The sequence below is a fragment of the Bradyrhizobium genosp. P genome, assembly GCF_049949265.1.
In the GTDB taxonomy this organism is placed as follows: Bacteria; Pseudomonadota; Alphaproteobacteria; order Rhizobiales; family Xanthobacteraceae; genus Bradyrhizobium.
Map to the genome: position 1 here is coordinate 4784770 of NZ_CP188195.1, position 21809 is coordinate 4806578.

The 21809-nt window shown below is 62.8% G+C and carries 21 protein-coding genes and 1 pseudogene; 18 read left to right on the top strand and 4 right to left on the bottom strand.

Translation table 11 applies throughout. The annotated features are described in order from the left end of the window. Positions 1-28: 28 nt before the first annotated feature. The 5 genes from lpxA (at position 29) to ACP2YO_RS23170 (ending at position 3992) form a co-directional block, all read left to right on the top strand. Positions 29-829: an acyl-ACP--UDP-N-acetylglucosamine O-acyltransferase gene (gene lpxA, locus ACP2YO_RS23150; protein ID WP_426442872.1), complete on the top strand. Its 801-nt coding sequence runs from the start codon at positions 29-31 to the stop codon at positions 827-829. An 18-nt stretch (positions 830-847) separates the two neighbouring features. Then, positions 848-1705, top strand: a complete 858-nt coding sequence (locus ACP2YO_RS23155; RefSeq protein ID WP_426442873.1) for an LpxI family protein — start codon at positions 848-850, stop codon at positions 1703-1705. After that, entirely contained in the window at positions 1705-2880 is a 1176-nt protein-coding gene (gene lpxB, locus ACP2YO_RS23160; RefSeq protein ID WP_426442874.1) for a lipid-A-disaccharide synthase, read from the top strand. Before ACP2YO_RS23155 ends, lpxB begins: the two co-directional genes overlap by 1 nt. 116 nt (positions 2881-2996) lie before the next feature. After that, entirely contained in the window at positions 2997-3650 is a 654-nt protein-coding gene (locus tag ACP2YO_RS23165) for an SRPBCC family protein (RefSeq protein ID WP_426442875.1), read from the top strand. A 6-nt stretch (positions 3651-3656) separates the two neighbouring features. Then, positions 3657-3992, top strand: a complete 336-nt coding sequence (locus tag ACP2YO_RS23170) for an ArsR/SmtB family transcription factor (RefSeq protein ID WP_426442876.1) — start codon at positions 3657-3659, stop codon at positions 3990-3992. Between the two features lie 177 nt (positions 3993-4169). Here ACP2YO_RS23170 and ACP2YO_RS23175 read toward each other — a convergent pair whose 3' ends face one another. The 3 genes from ACP2YO_RS23175 to gltX all read right to left on the bottom strand — a co-directional run bounded on the left by ACP2YO_RS23175 (position 4170) and on the right by gltX (position 7490). Beyond that, complete coding sequence (locus tag ACP2YO_RS23175) at positions 4170-4496, bottom strand: GFA family protein (protein ID WP_426442877.1); 327 nt, start codon at positions 4494-4496, stop codon at positions 4170-4172. Between the two features lie 105 nt (positions 4497-4601). Continuing rightward, the gene (gltA, locus tag ACP2YO_RS23180) at positions 4602-5906 is read right to left on the bottom strand and encodes a citrate synthase (RefSeq protein WP_426442878.1); all 1305 of its coding nucleotides are present in this window, start codon (positions 5904-5906) and stop codon (positions 4602-4604) included. A gap of 162 nt (positions 5907-6068) precedes the next feature. After that, a complete protein-coding gene (gltX, locus tag ACP2YO_RS23185) occupies positions 6069-7490 on the bottom strand; it encodes a glutamate--tRNA ligase (protein WP_426442879.1) in 1422 nt (473 codons plus the stop codon). Positions 7491-7641: 151 nt separating this feature from the next. Here gltX and ACP2YO_RS23190 point away from each other — a divergent pair, with 151 nt between their 5' ends. The 11 genes and pseudogenes from ACP2YO_RS23190 to ACP2YO_RS23240 all read left to right on the top strand — a co-directional run bounded on the left by ACP2YO_RS23190 (position 7642) and on the right by ACP2YO_RS23240 (position 20244). Next, entirely contained in the window at positions 7642-9327 is a 1686-nt protein-coding gene (locus tag ACP2YO_RS23190) for a glutamine--tRNA ligase/YqeY domain fusion protein (RefSeq protein WP_426442880.1), read from the top strand. A 37-nt stretch (positions 9328-9364) separates the two neighbouring features. Next, complete coding sequence (locus ACP2YO_RS23195; protein ID WP_426442881.1) at positions 9365-9751, top strand: YybH family protein; 387 nt, start codon at positions 9365-9367, stop codon at positions 9749-9751. Positions 9752-9849: 98 nt separating this feature from the next. Next, positions 9850-11073: pseudogene (locus ACP2YO_RS23200) on the top strand (ComEC/Rec2 family competence protein); the annotation flags it as partial. A gap of 821 nt (positions 11074-11894) precedes the next feature. After that, complete coding sequence (locus ACP2YO_RS23205) at positions 11895-12977, top strand: hypothetical protein (RefSeq protein WP_426442882.1); 1083 nt, start codon at positions 11895-11897, stop codon at positions 12975-12977. Positions 12978-13017: 40 nt separating this feature from the next. Continuing rightward, entirely contained in the window at positions 13018-13248 is a 231-nt protein-coding gene (locus tag ACP2YO_RS23210) for a hypothetical protein (RefSeq protein ID WP_426442883.1), read from the top strand. Positions 13249-13387: 139 nt separating this feature from the next. Beyond that, positions 13388-14119 (top strand): hypothetical protein, encoded by a 732-nt coding sequence (locus ACP2YO_RS23215; protein ID WP_426442884.1) that lies wholly within the window; start codon positions 13388-13390, stop codon positions 14117-14119. 148 nt (positions 14120-14267) lie between these two features. Then, positions 14268-16670 carry a tail fiber domain-containing protein gene (locus ACP2YO_RS23220; RefSeq protein ID WP_426442885.1) on the top strand — a complete coding sequence of 801 codons (2403 nt, stop codon included), beginning with the start codon at positions 14268-14270 and terminating at the stop codon, positions 16668-16670. A 26-nt stretch (positions 16671-16696) separates the two neighbouring features. Further along, entirely contained in the window at positions 16697-18394 is a 1698-nt protein-coding gene (locus tag ACP2YO_RS23225; protein WP_426442886.1) for a hypothetical protein, read from the top strand. 94 nt (positions 18395-18488) lie between these two features. Further along, positions 18489-18926 carry a hypothetical protein gene (locus ACP2YO_RS23230; RefSeq protein ID WP_426442887.1) on the top strand — a complete coding sequence of 146 codons (438 nt, stop codon included), beginning with the start codon at positions 18489-18491 and terminating at the stop codon, positions 18924-18926. Between the two features lie 87 nt (positions 18927-19013). Next, complete coding sequence (locus ACP2YO_RS23235) at positions 19014-19709, top strand: recombinase family protein (protein WP_426442888.1); 696 nt, start codon at positions 19014-19016, stop codon at positions 19707-19709. Continuing rightward, positions 19702-20244 (top strand): hypothetical protein, encoded by a 543-nt coding sequence (locus ACP2YO_RS23240; protein ID WP_426442889.1) that lies wholly within the window; start codon positions 19702-19704, stop codon positions 20242-20244. The genes ACP2YO_RS23235 and ACP2YO_RS23240 overlap by 8 nt, the downstream gene beginning before the upstream one ends. 54 nt (positions 20245-20298) lie before the next feature. Here ACP2YO_RS23240 and ACP2YO_RS23245 read toward each other — a convergent pair whose 3' ends face one another. Beyond that, positions 20299-20592, bottom strand: a complete 294-nt coding sequence (locus tag ACP2YO_RS23245) for a hypothetical protein (protein ID WP_426442890.1) — start codon at positions 20590-20592, stop codon at positions 20299-20301. A 345-nt stretch (positions 20593-20937) separates the two neighbouring features. Between ACP2YO_RS23245 and ACP2YO_RS23250 the strand changes: the two genes are divergently transcribed. Next, positions 20938-21447, top strand: a complete 510-nt coding sequence (locus tag ACP2YO_RS23250) for a hypothetical protein (protein ID WP_426442891.1) — start codon at positions 20938-20940, stop codon at positions 21445-21447. Next, a complete protein-coding gene (locus tag ACP2YO_RS23255; RefSeq protein ID WP_426442892.1) occupies positions 21444-21728 on the top strand; it encodes a hypothetical protein in 285 nt (94 codons plus the stop codon). Before ACP2YO_RS23250 ends, ACP2YO_RS23255 begins: the two co-directional genes overlap by 4 nt. Positions 21729-21809 lie beyond the last annotated feature (81 nt).

The following is a 21809-nucleotide window of genomic DNA, read 5'->3' on the forward strand; positions in this document are numbered from 1 at the left end:
GCAATCAACGAATCCGGATTCCAATTCCATGAACATGATCGATCCCACTGCGCGGATCGCGGATGGCGCGGTGATCGGCGCCGGCACCGAAATCGGTCCGTTCTGCATGATCGGGCCCCACGTCGTCATCGGCGAGAACTGCAAGCTGATCGCGCATGTCACGATCATCGGGCATACAACGATTGGCGCCGGCTGCGTCATCTCGCCATTCGCTGTGCTCGGCGGCCCGCCGCAGGACCTGAGCTACCGCGGTGAGCCGACGCGTCTCGAAGTCGGCGAGGCCTGCACGATCCGCGAAGGCGTCACGATGAACGTCGGCACCGTCAAGGGTGGCGGCCTGACCCGCGTCGGCGATCACGGCTTCTTCATGAACAACAGCCACGTCGGCCATGACTGCACGGTCGGCAACAATGCGATCTTCGCGACTTCGGCAACACTCGGAGGGCATTGCGAGATCGGCGACTTCGTCTATATCGGCGGCCTGTCCGCGGTGCATCAGTTCGCGCGCATTGGCTCGCAGGTCATGATCGGCGGCATCAGCGGCGTGCGCCGCGATGTGATCCCGTTCGGGCTGGCCAGCGGCCACCGTGCCATGCTCGAGGGTCTGAACATCGTCGGTATGAAACGGCGCAAGTTCACCAGAGAGCGGCTCGCAACCGTGCGCTCGTTCTATCAAAAGCTGTTCAACGGCCCGGGCATTTTTGCCGAACGGCTGGCCGCTGTGCGATCGCTCTCCGGCGAGGATCCCGCGATCGCGGAAATCCTTGCTTTCATTGATACCGGCACGCACCTTGCGCTGTGTCTTCCCGCCGCTGACAACGAGCGCTGAGCACGCGATGGCCGCCAGATGACGTCAGCGGCTTCCTCGATCTCCTCGCCGGTCGGCGTGATCGCCGGCGGCGGCGCCATGCCGTTCGCCGTGGCGGACTCGCTGGTCGCGCGCGGCATCACGCCGGTGCTGTTCCCGTTGCGGGGCGCCTGCGATCCGGCGCGCGCGCAGCGGTTTCGTCACCGCTGGATCTCGGTCGGCCAGCTCGGGCGAGCGACGCGGCTGTTCCGCGACGAGGGCTGTCGCGACCTGATCTTCATCGGTACGCTGGTCCGTCCGGCGCTGTCGGAGATCCGGCTCGACTGGGGCACGCTGCGCCTGCTTGGCCATGTCGCGCGCGCGTTTCGCGGCGGTGACGACCACCTGCTATCGAGCGTCGGCCGTATCTTCGAGCAGCAGGGCTTCCGCATGGTCGGAATCAAGGACGTGGCGCCAGATCTCCTGATGCCGGAAGGGGTCATCACGCGCACGCTTCCCGACGGCAGCGCGCTGGCAGACATCGCACGGGGGCGCGGGGTGCTTGAGGCGCTAGGTCCGTTCGACATCGGTCAGGCCGCTATCGTGATCGACGGGCATGTCGTTGCGGTCGAGGACATCGAGGGCACCGATGGGCTGCTGGTGCGCGTGAAGCGGCTGCGCGCCGAGGGCCGCATCCGAGCCAAGGCCGGCCGCGGTGTGCTGGTGAAAGCGCCCAAAAGCGGCCAGGATCTGCGCTTCGATCTGCCGACCATCGGCCCGCGGACAGTCGAGGGCGCGGCAGCGGCCGGCATCGCCGGGGTCGCAGTGATCGCCGGCAACACGCTTGCTGCCGATCCGCAGGCGCTGATCGATGCCGCCGACGCCAGGCAGCTCTTTGTCATTGGTCTGGCCGGCTGATGGCGCGCACCCCTGCGATCGGGCGAAAGATTTTCATCATTGCAACCGAGGAGTCCGGTGACCGACTCGGCGCGGCCCTGATGAAGGTGTTGCGGCAACGGCTCGGCGATGCCGTGCGGTTTTCCGGCGTCGGTGGCCGCGCAATGACGCGCGAGGGGATCGACCCGCTGTTTCCGATCGAAGAGCTGTCGATCATGGGGTTTACCGCCGTCGTCAAGCAATTGCCCAAGATCCTGCGGTTGATCCGCCGCACGGCTGACGCGGTGCTCGATGATGCGCCGGACATGCTCGTCATCATCGACAGTCCCGATTTCACCCACCGCGTCGCGCGCCGCGTCCGCGCGCGCAATCCGGGCATCCCGATCGTCGACTATGTGTCGCCGTCGGTTTGGGCGTGGCGGCCGGGCAGGGCGCGGGCGATGCGGAGCTATGTCGATCACGTACTGGCGTTGCTGCCGTTCGAGCCGGAGGAATATCGCAAGCTACGCGGGCCGCCATGCAGCTATGTCGGCCATCCCCTGACCGAGCAGTTCGCATCGCTCCGACCGAGCGCGCAGGAACAGAAGCGGCGCGATACCGAGCCGCCGGTCTTGCTGGTTCTGCCCGGCAGCCGGCGCAGCGAGATCAGGCATCATCTGGCGCTGTTCGGCGCAGCGCTCGGCGAGCTCAGCCAACGGACAGAGTTCGAGCTCGTGCTTCCGACCATGCCGCATCTCGAGACGATGGTGCGGGAGGGCGTGGCGGCGTGGCCGGTTCTGCCGAAGATCGCCGTCGGTGAGACCGAGAAGCGCGCGGCATTCCGCCTCGCGCGCGCCGCGCTGGCGAAGTCCGGCACCGTGACGCTGGAGCTCGCGCTGTCGGGCATTCCGATGGTGACGGCCTATCGCGTCGGCGCCGTCGAGGCATTCATTGTACGGCGTGCGATCCAGGTGTCGTCGGTGATCCTCGCCAATCTCGTGATCGGCAGCGACGTCATCCCGGAGTTCCTGCAGGAGAATTGCACGCCGGAGAAGCTTGCGCAGGCGCTTGGCGACGTGCTTGCGGATTCGGCCGCGCGCCGACGGCAGCTCGAGGCATTCGCGACGCTGGATGCCAAGATGGCGACCGGCAACGTGTCGCCAAGCGTCCGCGCTGCCGACATCGTGCTGGCGACAATGGGCCGCCGGTCCGGCTAGCGACCATCTGATGAAGAGGCTTCCGCGCGGCATCCGGCCGCGACAGTTTCAGTTGCGTCCGATTATAAGACTGAGCTAATATTAGATGTAGCTAATATAACACAAGGAGCCTGCCCATGAAGATCGATCCGATCGCCTATGCCGGAGCCGTCGTTCGCGAAGTCGCATTCAGGGAGCGCGACGGCAGGCCGACGCGGGCGGTGATCGCGACCCGCAGCTACGATACGGACATCGCCGATCTCTGGGATGCACTGACCAATCCGGAGCGCATTCCGCGCTGGTTTCTGCCGATTTCAGGCGATCTGAAACTCGGTGGCCGGTATCAGTTCCAGGGGCAGGCGGGCGGTGAAATCATCGCCTGCGAGCCGCCGCGCCAGCTTGCCGTCACTTGGGAGGCCATGGGCAGCGTCAGCTGGTTGACCGTGATGCTGGCCGATGATCACTCTGGGGGAAGCCGATTGGAATTGGAGCATCTCTCCGTCGTCGAGGGTGATTTCTGGGATCGTTACGGACCGGGCGCGGTCGGCGTGGGCTGGGACCTCGCGCTGATGGGCCTCGCTCTGCACCTTGCTTCGGGAAAGCAGTTCGACCGCGACGCAGCCGCGGCGTGGCCCGCGTCCGACGACGGCAAGGATTTCATCCGCCGGATCAGCGCGGACTGGTGCAGGGCCTCGATCGCCGCGGGCACGGCCGAAGCCGCGGCGCGGAGAGCGGCCGCGAACACGACCGCGTTCTATTGCGGCGAGCTGGAGCCGGGGGGTGGAGGCTAGCGATCAGTGCACGCCTTCGACATTCTCGGCGATCCCGTCCGCCGGCGCATCCTGGAGCTGCTCGCGACCGGCGAGCACAGTTCGGGTGATATCGTCGCCGTGGTGCAAGGCGAATTCGGGATTACCCAATCGGCGGTATCGCAGCAGCTGCGGGTGTTGCGGGATGCTGGTTTCGCGTCGGTCCGCGCCGACGGCACGCGCCGCATCTACGCCGTGCAGCCGGGGCGGCTGCGCGAGATTGACGACTGGCTCGACCAGTTCAGGGCGTTCTGGCTGCCGCGTCTCGACGCGCTCGCGACCGAAGTCGCGCGGGGCAAACGCAAGCGGCGGCAACGCAAATGAGCTTGCTGAACGCCTTCGAGTGAAGTCGACGTCGGTTCGCGCGAAAATGCGTCAGACATCTGGAGCTTCGGTTCTGATGCAATCAACAGCGAACGCGATTTAAGTCCGCGGCGGGCCGCCCTCCGGCCATTCCGGCAACTCGTCCTTCGGGTCGAACCACGACGCCGCATCCGATCGTCAGATGTGCATCTTCGGCCGGTCAGCGATTGGCGTGTTGAGGCAACCCATCCGCAGCAGCATGCTGTTCTTGCCCGCGCGCGCGGCGACGATATGCGATCCGCATTGCGAACAGAAGTAGCGCGTCTTGCCGGGCGAGGACTCGAACCCGCGCAACAGGTCCTCACCCCTGATCCAGCGAAACCGCTCGCGCGGAACGTTGGTGACGGTCGAGAAGGCAGAGCCGTGCGTCTTCCGGCAGGTCGCACAATGGCAATGCACGATCGGGCCGGCGTCGGCGTCAACCTCGTAGGCCACCTTTCCGCGCAGACAGGATCCTGTAAGCATTGCTTGTCTCCAATTGCGTCGGCTTCCAAGGTCGTGTCGAAACAAAAATCCCGCCCAAGAGATTTGCTCTTTGGGCGGGATTTCGACGCGCGGCTGTTGCTGCCGTTACGTGCGCTTGTCGATCGTCACATAGTCGCGGCGCCCGACGCCGGTGTAGAGCTGGCGCGGCCGGCCGATCTTCTGCTGCGGGTCCTCGATCATCTCGCTCCACTGGCTGATCCAGCCGACGGTGCGGGCGACCGCGAACAGCACGGTGAACATCGAGGTCGGGAAGCCCATCGCCTTCAGCGTGATGCCCGAATAGAAATCGACGTTCGGATAGAGCTTGCGGTCGATGAAGTAGGGGTCGCTCAGCGCGATCTTTTCCAGCTCCAGCGCGACCTTCAGCATCGGGTCGTTGCCATGGCCGGTCTCCGCCAGCACGGCGTGACACATCTTCTGCATGATCTTGGCGCGCGGGTCATAGTTCTTGTAGACGCGGTGACCGAAGCCCATCAGGCGGACTTCGCTGTTCTTGTCCTTCACCTTGGCGATGAACTCGGGAATCTTGTCGACCGTGCCGATCGAGGACAGCATCGCGAGTGCTGCTTCATTGGCGCCGCCGTGCGCCGGGCCCCACAGGCATGCGATGCCGGCCGCAATACACGCGAACGGGTTGGCGCCCGATGAGCCGGCGATACGAACCGTCGAGGTTGACGCATTTTGCTCGTGATCGGCGTGCAGGATGAAGATCTTGTCGAGCGCGTCGGCGAGCACCGGGTTGATCTTGTATTCCTCGCACGGCACCGCGAAGCACATCCGCAGGAAGTTCTCGGCAAAGGAGAGCGAGTTCTTCGGATAGATGAAGGGCTGGCCGATGGTGTACTTGTAGGCCATCGCCGCCAGCGTCGGCACTTTCGCGATCATGCGCATCGAAGCGATCATGCGCTGCTTCGGGTCGGTGATGTCGGTGGAGTCGTGATAAAACGCGGCCAGCGCGCCGACCGCTGCGACCATGATGGCCATCGGATGGGCGTCGCGGCGGAAGCCCTGGTAGAAGCGGGCCATCTGCTCGTGGACCATGGTGTGATGGATCACACGATGGTCGAAGTCCTTCTTCTGGGCCGGAGTCGGAAGCTCCCCGTAGAGCAGCAAGTAGCAGGTCTCGAGGAAGTCGCCGTGCTCGGCGAGCTGCTCGATCGGATAACCGCGGTATTCGAGGATACCGGCGTCACCGTCGATATAGGTGATCTTGGACTGGCAGCTGCCGGTCGATGTGAAGCCGGGGTCGTAGGTGAACACCCCGGCCTGGCCGTAGAGCTTGGCGATATCGATAACGTCAGGCCCGATGGTGCCGCTCAGGATCGGGAAATCATAGGTCTTGTTGCCGATCGTGAGGGTGGCTGTTTTGCTGCTGGATTTTGCGTCCATCGTGTGATCCCCGATGAATTCGTTGTGAAAACCGACCTTGCCGGGGAGCCGCTAGGCGGCGCTTGGCGGACGGAACGGCTCGTCTAGAAGGCGTCGGAAGATGGGTAGCTTATTGCAATGTGCGCTGCAAGATGGCCCCTGGGCGGGGACCATGCAAGATCATTACGTCGCCTGATCGGCCAGCCGGTCGAGGCATTCCTGGCGTCCCAGCACCGCCAGGACGTCGAAAATTCCCGGTGACGTCGTCCGTCCGGTCAGCGCGACCCGCAGCGGCTGGGCGACGGCGCCAAGCTTCAGATTGTTCTGCTCGGCGAAATTCCGCATGGCGGTCTCGGTGCTCTCCGCCGTCCAGTCGTTCACGGCGTCCAGTGCTGTGCGCAGCTGGCCGATCAGCGCGCGCGTCTCCGGCGTCAGCAGCGCGGCGGCCTTCGGCTCGAGTTCAAGCGGGCGGTCGGCGAAGATGAAATAGGCGCCCGCGATCAGCTCGATCAGCGTCTTGGCACGCTCCTTCAGGCTCGGCATCGCGCGCAGCAATTGCGCGCGCGTGGTGTCGTTGAGCTTGGCCTTCAGCGCCGCGCCCTCGGGAACATAGTCCAGCACTTTCTCGAACTGGGTCACGAGGGATTGATCGTCGCTGTGGCGGATATAGTGGCCGTTGAGGTTCTCGAGCTTGGCGAAATCGAACCGTGCCGCCGAGCGGCCGACGCCTGACAGATCGAACGCCTCGATCATCTCCTGGGTCGAGAAGATCTCCTGGTCGCCGTGGCTCCAGCCCAGCCGGACGAGGTAGTTGCGCAAGGCGGCCGGCAGATAGCCCAAGGCACGGTAGGCGTCGATGCCGAGCGCGCCGTGGCGCTTCGACAGTTTGGAGCCGTCGGGACCGTGGATCAGCGGAATGTGGGACATGTTCGGGATGTCCCATTCCAGCGCGTCGTAGATCTGCTTCTGGCGGGCGGCGTTGATCAGGTGATCGTCGCCGCGGATCACATGGGTGACGCCCATATCGTGGTCATCAACCACGACCGCGAGCATGTAGGTCGGGGTGCCGTCGCCACGCAGCAGCACGAGGTCGTCGAGGTTCTCGTTCTGCCAGACCACACGGCCCTGGACCTGGTCCTCGATCACGGTCTCGCCGGTCTGCGGCGCCTTCAGGCGGATGGTCGGCTTGACGCCTGATGGCGCCGTGGCGGGATCGCGGTCGCGCCAGAGGCCGTCATAGAGCCGGGTGCGGCCGTCGGCGCGCGCCTTCTCGCGCATCGCGGTCAGCTCCTCCGGCGTCGCGTAGCAGTAATAGGCACGCCCCGAGGCGAGCAGGCTCTCGGCGACCTCGCGATGGCGGGCGGCGCGGCTGAACTGATAAATGACGTCGCCGTCCCAATCGAGCTCGAGCCATTTCAGTCCGTCCAGGATGGCGTCGATCGCCGCCTCGGTCGAGCGTTCGCGGTCGGTGTCCTCGATCCGGAGCAGCATCTTGCCGCCAAGCTTCTTGGCGTAGAGCCAGTTGAACAGCGCGGTGCGGGCTCCCCCGATATGGAGGAAGCCGGTCGGCGAGGGCGCGAAACGAGTGATGATGGAATCGGTCATGATTGGACGAGTCGTATGCTGGAATGGCGGTGGTGTATAACAGGAACCGGACATAACTAAAGCCTCGACGGGCCAATTGGTTGGCCAAAGCAGGCTTGGCTCAATCCGGCGAATTTGGCAGAAGGTCGGCTTGAACCCTCCAGGGAACCCATTGATGACGACTGACACGGCGACAGCAGAGGCAGGGCGCGATTTCATCCGCGACATCGTCCAGGCCGATCTCTCCTCCCACCGGCACGACCGGATCGTGACGCGCTTCCCGCCGGAGCCGAATGGCTACCTGCACATCGGCCATGCCAAGTCGATTGCCCTGAATTTCGGCATCGCGCAGGAGTTCGGCGGCCAGTGCAACCTGCGCTTCGACGACACCAATCCGACCCGCGAGGAGCAGGAATATATCGACTCCATCCAGGCCGACGTGCATTGGCTCGGCTACGACTGGGGGACCAACCTCTTCTTCGCCTCGGACTATTTCGAGCGCCTCTACGATTGGGCCGAGGGCCTGATCAAGGCCGGCCACGCCTATGTCGACGACCAATCGCAGGAGGAGATCCGCACCTCGCGCGGCACGCTGACCGAGCCGGGCAAGAACTCGCCGTTCCGCGACCGTTCGGTGGAGGAGAACCTCGACCTGTTCCGTCGCATGAAGGCCGGTAAATTTCCGAATGGCGCCCGCGTGCTGCGCGCCAGGATCGACATGGCCGCCGGCAACATCAACCTGCGCGACCCCGTGCTGTACCGTATCCTGCACGCCCACCATCCGCGCACCGGCGACAAATGGTCGATCTATCCGAGCTACGACTACGCCCACGGCCAGTCGGACGCCATTGAAGGCATCACGCACTCGATCTGCACGCTGGAGTTCGAGGATCATCGGCCGCTCTACGAGTGGCTGCTCGACAAGTTGCCGGTGCCGTCGAAGCCGCGGCAGTATGAAATGGCGCGGCTCAACCTGACCTACACGCTGTTGTCCAAGCGCGTGCTGACTCAGCTCGTCCGCGACGGTCATGTCTCGGGCTGGGACGACCCGCGCATGCCGACCATCGCCGGCCTGAAGCAGCGCGGCGTGCCGCCGGCCGCGGTACGCGAATTCATCAAGCGCATCGGCGTCGCCAAGGCCAACAGCGTGGTCGATGTCGGGATGCTCGAATTCTGCATTCGCGAAGAGTTGAACCGCACGGCGCTGCGGCGGATGGCGGTGCTGCGGCCGCTCAAGGTCGTGATCGAGAACTATCCGGAAGGGCAGGTCGAGCAGCTCGAGGCGATCAACCACCCTGATAATCCCGAGGCCGGCACCCGCAAGATCGCCTTCGGCCGCGAGCTCTATATCGAGCGCGACGATTTCATGGAGAACCCGCCGAAGAAGTTCTTCCGCCTCTCGCCCGGCAACGAGGTACGGCTGCGCTATGCCTATTTCATCAAATGCACTGATGTCGTGAAGAACGACGCTGGCGAGATCGTTGAGCTGCGCGCGACCTACGATCCCGCGACCAGGGGCGGCAACGCGCCCGACGGCCGCAAGGTGAAGGCGACGATGCACTGGCTTTCAGCGGCACAGTCGAAGCCGGCCGAAATCCGCATCTACAATCAGCTGTTCTCCAATCCGAGCCCGAGCGCCGACACCTTCGCTGCCGACCTCAACCCGCAGTCGCTGGAAGTATTGACGGACGCGCGCGTCGAACCGGCGATCGCGGAGAGCAATTCGCTCGACGTGGTGCAGTTCGAACGGCAGGGCTATTTCGTGCGGGACCGGGACTCGACCGCGGACAAGCTCGTGTTCAACCGCACCATCGGCCTGCGCGACACCTTTGCCAAGGAAGTCGGCGGGAAGAGCTAGGCCACGCCCATCGTGGTCGACGAACGGGAGGCCATCGATGCCAAGTGAAACTGACGACATTGCCTCCGATATCATCGCCAGTTGGTCCGCCGGCTTCGGCAAGCTCGACGCCGATGCGCTTGCCGCGCTCTATTCGAAGAGCGCGTTCTTCTTCGGGTCGAACCCGACCCTCTATCGCGGCCGCGATGGGGTGAAGGCCTATGTCAACTTCCTGCCGCGCTGGAATGCGCCGCGGGCCCAGTTCACCGAGGTCAGGACCGAGCGGGTCAACCCCGATCTCGTCATCATGGCTGCAATCGCATCGTTCTTCCTTGACGGGAATACGCCGTCGCTGGCGGTGAAGATCACCTGGGCGATCGTGCGCGAGGACGATGACTGGAAGATCGCGTGCCATCACGTGTCGTCACAGACGCCGCTGATCTAGCCACGCCCGTCGGGCTCCCCCCGGTTTCCCGTTCTGTTCCGCTAGCGAGCCTGTGATCCGTTCCGCTAGCCTTGCGCGCGGCAGGGATCACAGGCGAGATGGCGGAGCAGGGCACAACGCCGGGCGGCAAGCGCGGCTACGCGGGGACATGGCCGCCGCGCGCGGCCGCGCCCATCGGAGGCTACGTACCGGCGCGCGTCAGCGTCTGGCCGCCGCTCGTCGAGACATTGCGGCAATGGGTTCGCGCCGAGGCAGGGGCCGGGCGGCTGTTGCCGTGGGTTCCGATGGCATTCGGCACCGGTATCGCATTCTACTTCGCGGCCGAGCACGAGCCGATGCTCTCGGTCGCGGCAATCGCCGCGATCGCGCTCTGCGCACTCGCCGTCCTGCTGCGGCGGCAGAAGGTATTTCCCGCCATCGTCATGGTTGCCGCCGTGGCGGCGGGCTTTGCCACCGCGACCTGGAAGACGGCGCGGATTGCGCACGGCGTGCTGGCACGACCGATGTTCTCGGTGGCGCTAACCGGTTTCGTCGCGACGCGCGACATCAGGGAGAAGACCGACCGCTTCGTGCTGCGCGTGGTCTCGATGGAAAGCCCGCGCGACACGATGAAGCTTGAGCGCGTCAGGCTCTCGGTGAAGAAGGGCACCGCGCCCGAGGTCGGCAGCTTCGTCGAACTGAAGGCGCGGTTGCAGCCGCCGCTCGGACCGCAGCGCCCGGGCTCCTATGATTTCGGCCGCGATCTCTATTTCCAGGGCATCGGCGCCTCCGGCTTCGTGATGGGCGCGATCAAGACGAAGGAACCGCCGGCAAGCGGCGGCCTCACGCTGCGCTATGCGGCCATCATGCAGAACCTGCGCGATGCCATCGACGCGCGCATCCGCACCACGCTCGACGGCGACAAGCGTGCGATCGCGACCGCGCTGCTCACCGGCCGGCGCGATGCGATCACCACGCCCGTCAACGATGCGATGTTCATCTCCGGGCTCGGCCACGTCCTGTCGATCTCCGGCTATCACATGGCCGTCGTCGCGGGCGTGGTGTTCTTCGTAATCCGCGCGCTGCTCGCGCTGTTTCCGGCGCTGACGGCGGCCCATCCGATCAAGAAATGGTCGGCTGCCGCCGCGCTTGTCGCTGCCGCGTTCTATCTCCTGCTGTCGGGTGCGGAGGTCGCGACCCAGCGATCCTTCTTCATGACGGCGGTGGTGCTGATCGCGGTCATGGTCGATCGCCGCGCGATCACGTTCCGCACTCTGGCGGTGGCTGCGCTGATCGTGCTGGCGATTGCGCCGGAAGCGTTGGTGCATCCGAGCTTCCAGATGCTGGAGACGCCTCCGGGCTGAAGGTGATTTTCAACCACAAGTCCCTTGAAATACAGCGGCTTTTCGCTGCGGCCGGTTTCCACCGCCGAGAACGAAAAGCCGACAAAGCAGGGCAAAAGTCCCGGATAGGCGGCGAAAGGTCCCGGAAAAAGTCACAGACGTTCGCCGGCTGTTCTGCGGCGCGGCCGGTGGGGAAGATCCGCGCGCAAACGGCAGCGCGCCGCGTGATCGAGCGGTCTGACGGCATCCTGGGCTGGAAACGAAACCGGCTCCAGCGACAGGAACGCGGGAGCCGGCATCTTTCAAAAGCGACGAAGGTAGCAACACCAACACCAACCGACGGAGGAGAACCATCAGTTGGCTATCGAGAGATACCGCTTCGCTTCGAGGAGATCAATCGTTGTCGGTGCGCTTCGCACTGAGAACGGTAACAGCTTTTCGCGCGTGCATCGATCACACAGAATGGTGCGAGTTTGTAGACGTCGAGAAACTACCGCCGCTCCTCAAAAAATCTGCAGCGGTAACAACTCTTTTCAGATGACGGCGCCGATCGCATGCGGCATTGAAGAATGATCACAGCGAGAGCTGATGACGACCAACCGTTCCGGACACGTCCGGCGCGGACAAGCTGATTCCTAAAAGCAGAACGCCCACCAGCTGAGCTGATGGGCGCCAACACCGAATAGAAGTCGAGAGAGAGAATAGCAAGGGAGAGGGGCCAACCTTTACCTTTGCACTTGATGTGATCGCATAGCGCGAGTCGCAGTTCAAGAGCAAAGGTTCGGGCCTCTCCCTTCGGAACAACACCGAAGGGGTCGAGAGTGACGATCGAGAAGTTTGCCGGCGAGACGCCAAATCAAATCGGGCTGCACCGGAAAATCGCGCTCGCGGATAAGCAGCGCCGCCGGTACCCGAAAGGCCCGCTAATGGCGCGCCTTCGCGTTTCCGAACTGGAGCGGTTTTTCGTTCACGCATACGGCGGCCGATCGCTGCCCGATGATGACGCGGGCCGCGCGGACCTTCGCTTGATGGCCGATCACCTGGCACAGATTGATCCGAACCGGATTTGGATATGGGCTGCGGACTGGCTGCCGGAAGTCGAAGGCGCCGAGCTGCAAGCGCTGATCGCCCGCGCCGGCATCGGCCTGAGATGGAAGGCCGATCCGCTCGCGCGTGAACTCGGCCTGACCGACGCGACGCGAACGCAGCTCAAAATCCGCACCATCGGCGCCGTTGATTTCACCAAGGCGCAACGGGAGAAGCGCCGCCGCAAGAAGGATAAGCTTAACGCCGCGGCTCGTCGGGCCGCGGCCGGTGCGACGCCACGCGCGCAGTCCGCCGCAGCAACCAAACCGTGGATCGCCGAAGGCATTTCGGAAAGCACGTATTACCGGCGGAAAAAAGCGAAGCTTGAGGCCGGTGACAGTAAAACGTCGGCAATACCTCTTTCTGCTTCTCCTCCCACGAAACACTCTCACGAGGCATCGGGCAGCACCACCGATCAGGGAGAGGCGCACAGCCGGGAGACCAGCAAACCCATTGGCAAGCCTCTTCCTTCCTCGATCCACGTCGACAGGCCGTGTGATGAAACAGGGCGTGGTCAGATTGCCGACCCCGGTGATGCGCTGATCGACGACGTCGATGTCGACGACGCGGCGTCCGGCTGCGGCTCAATGATGCTCCGCGTGTTTCATGGTGCCTACTACCAATCGCTTGGCCTGCCGCGCTCTCCCGCATTGAATGCGTACCTGGCCGAGCTAGACGACATGATCGAGACCATGCGCGAGCGCGATGCGGAGCGGAAAGCTGTGATGATCAGGGCCGGCCATAGGGCACGCTCCCCGCACGTTCGCCGGCTTGGAGGAGTCCGGCCGCGAACGTGCCTCTGTGAGGCGGACGATTAAGATTAAAAGACCAACCACCAACCGAACTGAGAGCAGAACGATGAAGTTGCAGAGATACCGGATACGCGCCGAGATGGGGACCGAGCTGCTTCGTCTCCGTTTGGCAGACAGCTACACCATGTTGCAATTTTTGCGGTTCCTGCACGGCGAGAACACCGCCTTTGAGCTGCCTTACGAGCTGCGGCACCAATTGCCCGGCCTGTGGCCTCGCCGAAGATTTGATTCCGCCGTCGAGAGCTTGATCGCGCAAAAATATATTGTTGCCTGTTAGAGCTGCGTCGAAACCACTATGCGCAAAGGGTAACCAGCGAATTCTCCACAAGGGCCGCGAGCCGCGCTGGCGGAAAGCGTGCTACATCTGCACCAACCGACAAACCGTCACCACCAACTCTACAAAGGGGATTACGAAAATGGATGAAGAAAAGTTGCTCGCAGCGATCGCTGCTATCGCTGAAGGACTCCGCGCTGACATCTCGAATCTAGCCGGCCGCGTCGACGACGTCAGTGCGAGCTACGATCAACTCGCCGGCCAGATCAAGGCCGCAGACGCCGCCGGTTCGCGTACGCACATGGACCGCTCCATGCGGCGCGACAACGACGATCGCGATCCCATCGGCGAGTTTAAGCACGCGGCGCGTCAGACCGCTGCAGACAGCCGGAGCGATAGCGTCCCTCGCTCCGAGTTCGTAGCGCTGGCTCACGAAGTTTCCGCAATGAAGAAGACGCAGGTGCGGCCGATGGCCGATCTCGATGCGTACGCCGATGCACAAGCGAAGGCGGACGCGGTGATGCGGGCCTTGGGATCCCGCGCCGAGCCCCCAATGTATGCAGAGCAGCTCATCCCGTACAAGATTCGCCTGGCCCGCAAGATGCAGGCGCACAGTCCCCGCTGGAAGGGCGTCGACCTTCAGCTTATCGCAGCGGACCAAATTGCTTTGGAGCAAGTCGTGTCGGACATCCGGAGCGACGCCATGGCGAGCAGTATGAACACCGATGGCATGCCGGAGTTCCAGCACCGCATGATCACCAAGTCCCTCCCGGGCGGGCACACCGTGAACGAGTGGATCGGCCGCGGAACCTTCGTGAAGCAGTTGAGCCGCCCGGTCCGGCACGTCAGCTACATCGGGGTTCGCCAGCAGTAAGCCACAAGCCATGCCGCGCCGGCCGGACAACACCGCGACCGGCGCGGCATGCCTCGCACGGTGCGCCGGCACGCCCGCCTCCACACAACCATCATTCCGACTGCGGAATCAGATCGCCGCGCTCGCCAAATTTACCGGGGACACATAAATGGCCGCGCCGACCTATCAATTTGCAAACAACGCCAACATCACGAAGAAGGATCGGGCCGTGCGCGCATTCAAGCTTTCTCTTCTTGTGCTGGCTATCTCAGGCCATATCGCTTCTGCGCAAGGCCCTAGCGGTGGACCGGGACCTGGACCGGCACCGAATCCGTGGGTGCTTTCTGGAAGCACGATCTCCTATAGCAAAGGCGGCGTGACGATCCCGCAGAACGTTGTCGGAGGTGATCAGGGCGCCGGCACCATCAATGTGTCGGTCGGGTACTATGTCGGTGGTGTTCCGCTCACCAGTCTGCCCTGCACGCTGTGCGCGTTGACCACCAACCCTCTGTCGCAATTTGCATCGACTACGTCCGCGCAGCTCGCCACAACGATATCGGATGAGACCGGGTCCGGATCGCTGGTGTTCTCAACGTCTCCGACGCTGGTCACACCGAGCCTGGGCATAGCCACCGCGACCAGCATCAACAAGGTGGCGATCACCGCGCCGGCAACGTCCGCAACTCTCACGATTGCAAACGGCAAGACTTTGAGCGTCGGGAACTCGCTAACGCTCAACGGCACCGACGGGACGACGATGACGTTCCCCGGTTCAAGCGACACCGTCGCGACGTTGACGGCCGCTCAGACCCTGACGAACAAGACGATCAGCGGTGCCAGCAATACGATGACCAGCATCGCCACGACCGCTCTGACTGGAACGCTGCAGGCGACGCAGTTCCCGGGCTTGATCGGCGACGTGACGACCACGGCCGGGTCGCTGGCGACCACCATCACCGCGGGGGCTGTCACCTATGCCAAGATGCAGAATGTGACGGCCTCCAGCCTCCTTGGAAATTTTACCGGATCATCGACCTCGGCATCCGCGATCACGCTCGATCCCTCTCTGACGTTCTCAGGCGCTGCTCTTGCGGTCAATCTCACGCACGCCAACACGTGGTCAGCTCAACAGTCGATCTCGATCAGCCAGAATACATCGACGAGCTTTACCGTCACGAACCTGTCGACCGGGATTTCGGCAGAGGCAGCTTTCATTACGACGAATAGCAACGACATCAGCGCCTTTGGAACTGCTGGTTCGGCCTATACGGCGATTGCGGCACTTCAAAACAAGACGTTCATTTATTCAGGACCGGCTCTTTCTGGTCTGGCCTTCTACAATATCGGCGCGACCCCGATTGACTTTTATGTCAATGGTTCACGTGCTGGCGGCTTCGCCACCACCGGTCTCTTTTCCGTCAATGACGGGTTGTTGGCCAACACCGCGGCGAACATCCAGGCCAGCACCTACAGCTATTTCGATACGTCGACACTCTCTCAAGGTGTGCTTGCGACGCCGTCGTCAATGGTATCGACGACGAAGTCCGAGGCGAATCTGGTGCTCAACGCAGCGGCAGGAAACTGTGGCGGTTGCACCGTCACTCAATTCAAGGCCAACATCCTGACCGCGATCACCGGAAACTCTGGTTCCACCGGAGGGGTGTGGAGTGGCGCCATGGTAGCGACGGCGGCTGCCGGGTTCGGTGCGAATCCGCTGCGCGTCCTAGAATTGGATGCCAACAATTTCAGTCAGAGCTATTCGATCGCTACCTACAACAGCACGGGCATCGGAACGTTCAATCTGACACTGACGGGCGTTGGCGACAGCAATCATTTCTATCACACTGCGGCCCTCTCCATCGGCTCAGGTTATGCCAACACACCGTTCTATGATGCCGGCCTTCTGATCGGCATCCCTGGCATCTCCGGGATGAACACAACATCTATTCTGGATCAGGGCAATGCCCCGGCGTCGTATACGACCAACGGCCAGTACGCGACCGCGATCATGAATCTCTTCAACACACACGACACGATCGGTGATCAGGGCATCGTCATGGGTGTCGGCTCCACGATCTGCAACGACACATCCACCAAATATCTGGCTATGTACACGCCAACGGGGACGGCTCTGGCTGGATCAGTCACGAGGAACGACAGCGGAGGCACCTGCCACGTCATGTACGGAGGCACAAGTGACCAGAGGCTAAAGCATGATCTCGGTCCATTAGATGGCGCGATCAATCGTGTCATGGGGATCAGGGTTCACAAATATGTCGGCGAACAATACGATGGGCCTGTCGATGGCAAGTACGCCGTTGGCTTCTTCGCTCAAGAGTTGAACCAGCAATATCCCTGGGCGGTCATTCCGTCGTCGGATCCGGACTATCACAAACATCCGTGGCAGGTGGACTACGGCATGGTAACGCCGCTGCTAACGGCAGCTATCCAAGATCAGCAGCACGGGATCACCCAAATCAGCGGCCGGATCGACCAAATCAACGACCGCATGACCTCGCTCGAGGTGAAAGTTGGCGCTCTGCTCGCGAGAGATAGTACGGACACTCGCTAGTAACGACACACGACGGGGCCCCCACCATGCCGGCTAAAAGTATTATTTCGATTGATGTCGACGACGCATCGTTCCGTCAATTCAACGCGCTCTTCCAGCGATATCAGAAGCAGCTCGCCTCGACGCCACTGCAGTGGCGCAACATCGCGCAAGCGCAGCAGCAGGGAGTGAAGGGCTTCCGCGATCTTGTGCTGGAACAGGCCGCGGCGATCGGCCAGCAGCGCTTGCTCGGTGAGGCGCATGAGGCGGCACTCAGACTGCTAAGGCAGGAGGAAGGTTCGTGGACGCGTATCAAGCGGCAGACCACGGGCGTCGCAACCAACATCCGCGACGTGACCGGCCAGCTTCTGAAGTGGGGCAGCCTCACGGGAGTGATCAGCGGACTCGTCGGCGCCGGTGGCCTATTCGGTGTCAGCCGCCTGGCCGGCAACGTTGCGAGCGGTCGCCAATCCGCGCTTGGGCTTGGCGCGACCTATGGCGGCGCGAAGGCATTCGGTACGGCATTCGGCCGGTTCGGCGATCCGGGCTCATTGCTGGCTGGCGTCGAGGACGCGCGCACCGACATAGCCAAGCGCGTTGCGCTCTACGGCGCCGGCCTCACCGACAAGGATCTCACCGGCGACACGGCAACGGTGGGCGCGAAGGCGCTGGCCAGCATCCGGCAGCTCGCCAAGCGCACGGACGACGCGTTGCTGACCAACGTGTTCAACTCGCGCCAGCTCGGCAATCTCGGTATCTCGCCGGAGATGTTCCGCACGCTGAAGCGCACCTCTGACAGCGAGTTCGCGCAGCAGCAGACGCAATTCCGCAAGCTGTCTGGCGACTATGCTGTGGGCTCGAGAGAACAGCGCGCTTATCAGGATTTCACCACCGCGCTCGATGACGCCGGCAACCGGATCGAGAACGTTTTCGTCAAGGGCCTGGCGCCGCTGATCCCCGGCATGGAGAAGCTGTCCGGGTCTCTCGTCCGGTCGATCGAGAACCTTGCCAAGGCGATACCACCGGACGCCATGGAGCGGATCGGCAAGGGCATCGAAACGTTCGCGGAGTATCTCGGCAGCGAGAAATTCCAGGGCGACATCAAGGCGGTCGGCGCTGGCTTTTCGTGGTTTGCCGGCAAGGTCCGGGATTTCGGCATCTACGTCGCAGGCGACACCGGCGCCAAGGGCATCCGCGACCGAAACAATTGGGCGCAGCACCACCGGGATGGCCTCAAGACCGTCGGCGAGCTGCGGAAGGAGCGCGCGGAGGGCAAGGCCACGGCCTGGAGCCAGCTAGGCAACATCTTCAAGGGTGGGATCGGCCCGACCGACAACACCTCCAAAGGCTCGGCAGATACCGATCTCCCGATCAAGCCGGGCGCCGGCAAACTTGATCCTGGTCTCGCTTCACTCGCGCGATCCATCCGCGGCAGGATTCCGAACGACTTCGGCCAGATAACGGCGGGAGAGGACGACTATCACAAGGGCTTCAAGTCAGCTCACAACGACGGCCGCGCGTTCGACTTCACGATCAAGAATCCAGCTGATGCTGCCATGGTCGCGCAGCTTGTCCGCGATGAACTCCAGAAGCAGGGCATCAAGGGAAAAGTGGTCGACGAGTATAGCAATCCGTCGAAGAACGCGACCGGCGGCCACATCCATGTGCAGACCGATGTTCGGATCATGAATCAGACCGGCAGCAATATCGTCGTGCAGACGCAACAGGCAACACCCTCACCATGAAGCCGCCAGATCGCAAGCCCCAAGCCGGAGCTGCCGCCGCCCCGATCGCCACCGTCACACCCGCTTGAAACTGAAAAACTGAAAAACTGGCACCATGGCGAACGGCGGAAAACGACCCGGCGCCGGTCGCAAAAAAGGCGTCCCCAATAGGGCGACCGCGGCGAGAGAACGCGCCGTTGCAGCGTCCGGCTCAACCCCGCTCGACGTCATGATCAAGGCCATGCGCAACTTCGAAGCGCTGGCGGACGAAAGCGCGAGCAACAAAAAACGGTTTGAATATTACCTCCGCGCCGCCGTTGCCGTCGCCAAGGATGCGGCGATCTTCGTTCACCCGCGTCTCAACCCGACGACACCAGGCGGTGGCGGTGACGGCGTGACGGAAGTCATCCATCGTGTGGAAGTGATCGGCGGGCTGCCCCACGGCAGCACGCCCGAACGGCCGGAAGGCGATTCCTATAACGATGTGCCGGAGGAAGAATCGCCGCGAGGGCCATGGGGCCAGCCGCCACCCAAAGACGATCCAACCAATTAGCGCTCGGTGACCAAGCCCGATTGACATCGCCGCCGCGCCCGTTACGAATACATCAACGAAGGTTGACGCATTTGTAGCGAGGCGACCATGGCTCAGAACAACGGCAAGTTCGTCTGCTACTACAGGGTCAGCACCGGCCGACAGGGCAAGAGCGGCCTGGGTCTGGATGCGCAACGCGCCGCGGTGACCACCTATCTGAACGGCGGCGACTGGCAGATCGTCGACGAGTTCACCGAGGTGGAGAGCGGCAAGAACTCCGATCGGCCCGCCCTGGACAACGCGCTGGCCGCTGCGCGGCTTCACCGCGCCTCGCTGGTCGTTTCCAAGGTCGACCGGCTGACGCGCTCTGTGGCCTTCCTATCGCGTCTGCTGGAGGCCGGCGTCGACGTTCGCTTCGCCGATCTGCCCCAGATTGAAGGCGCCACCGGCCGATTCATGCTGCAGCAGATGGTCGCCGTCGCCGAGCTCGAGGCCGGCATGATCTCGGCTAGGACGAAGGCCGCGCTGGCTGCCGCAAAGAAACGCGGCAGGAAACTCGGCGGCAATCGCGGGGTGAAGCCAACAGCGAAGATGCAGGCACTGTCAAAGGCGGCCCTACAGAAGCGCGCCGATGCGCGGGCGGCAGACATCGGCCCGGCGATCAAAGCTCTACAGGCGGACGGCGCAACGAGCCTGCGGGCCATTGCAGCCGGCCTCAACGTCAAAGGCATTCCCACGGCGCGCGGCAATGGCAACTGGTCTGCGGTGCAGGTCAAGCGCATTGTGGAGCGGCTAGATGGCTGACATGTCCGAACCCGATGACCTTGTGGACGAGTTCTATCGGCCATATGTGCGCGCGCTTGGCAACATGGTCGTGCTGTTCGCCCAATGCGAGGCGGATCTCCTCGCGTTTGTCTCGGAGTTATGCGGCGGCGGTGATGACGCCGAGCTTGGCGCCGTTCGGCTGCTGAAAGACGAGAAGGCAAAGGATCGGATTATTGAGCTTGTCCGTCGTATGGGCCTGTCCGGCTTTGACCTAGATGAGCTTGTCGGTGGCATCGACAATTTTTGGTCCGATAAGGAAGCCCGCAATCGCCTCATTCACGACGACTGGTTTCCGAGCGTTGCGGAAGGTCAGTTGGGCAGGGTTGGGACCAGAGGGTTAACGCGCAAGAAAGTCCCCGAGGAAGTCATCGGCTGGCCAGGCGTCGATGAGGTTTGGGGTTTGGCGCATCGTTTCAGGGAATACAGCAGTCTCTTCTCGCACCGCGCCTGGGAGTTGTCGCGAAACCGGAGTCCTGATTCGTCACGCAATGATCGACCGATCGGGCCAGCATAGCTGCGCCGTGCACACCTGATCGTGGCGTAGAAGTTCTTGGTGCGATCAGCCGCATCAGAAGGTCAGGTCGAAAATATCTTCGCAGGCGGAGAGATAGTCAGCCAGTGACTTGCCGGGAAACTTCTTCGCCACATCGTTCGCGCAAATGTTCACAAGCGTTTCATGGCTTAGATGAACTCGGACGCCGTAGTCATGCATATTGTAGGCTGTCCCGATCAGCTTGACGCAGGTCTCGTGCTCTAAGGGAATAGTCCTGGTGTAGAATTTACACTGCACGATGTCACCGAGGGACTGAGCCCGCGCAGTCGGTGGCGCGAACAGGAGCGAAGTTGCCAGCACCGCGGTCATCAGATATCCGGTGAATGCCCCCATCAACATGATTGAAGGGGATCACACCCAGAGGTTATCCGCAACCCGCCGCCAACTCGGGGAGCTTTTGTTGGACGTATTAAATTTCAAATTCCGGGAGCTTTGTTGGACGTTCTGAATTTACAACCGTCCTGATTCGCGTCAGGCTGCCGGCGGGTTTGATCGCCCACGAGACACCGTATACATCATTGGCCATGAGGCCGGGGGCGAACGCGCTGTCCAAGGCGTAAGCCCAAAAGCGTTCGACGTGTTCTCGCACGTGATCAACCCCCGGCTACCCGTCCGCCACGGGCTACGGCTTGATCAGCCAGCGAGAACCAACCAATGACGACATCACGACAGGAAGCAGATCAGCTTTTGCTCGAACGGCAAGAGCGCCGCCGAGCCACGAAAGAGAAAATTAGCGATCGCGGAGTTACAATCCGACCCGTCGAGCCAGGGTTTGCCTTGTTCGGCTTTTTGATTTCGCTGCGGGAAGATCTGCGCGATCGCAAAGACACCGTCACTCGCACCAAATGCCAAGTTCGCAAGCAGGCTCCGCAAAGCGTGGGCGCTCTGACGCAAAGCCAGCAACAGGAGCCCTTGCCGAGATATGTCGAGCGCGATTGTTACGGGAACCTATCGTTTCGCGTAGACCGAGGCAGCCCGCGCTTTCTGCTGCCGAACGATCCGACGACGCCGGAATTTCGCGCCGCCTACAACGTGGCGCTCGTCGATTCCGTCGCCGCGGAGCCCGAGGTCGATGATTGGAGCGAGTTGGAGCGCGACCATGAGTTACAACGACGACAGCGACGTTTGTTGAACCGGAGCAAGCCAGGGAGAGCCGTAGCATGAGCGAACCGGTCACGATTGCGCGCCTTGAGCGTGCGCTTGCGATATGCGCGTATCTTGTCGTTAGGGATGGTGCTGTCGTAGTTCCCCTGTACGAAAGACTTGAGCGCGATCTGGCCAAGCTGCGCCAGACGCAAGACGCCATGGGGCGCGCGAAGCGGTTGCTCGAAACCTACGGCGGCCCGCGCCTCGCACTCGCGCCGCCGCTCGCGGATCAGGATAGGCTGGCTCCGGTGTTCACAGCACCGCGCCCCAACCATGCCGGTTCCACAGTAAGTAAGTGAAAGAGGCCCCGGAGATGATCCGGGGTCTTAGTCAGCGCGACGACGACATCGAAGAGGCTCCGGGATCTCCGGGGCCTCATT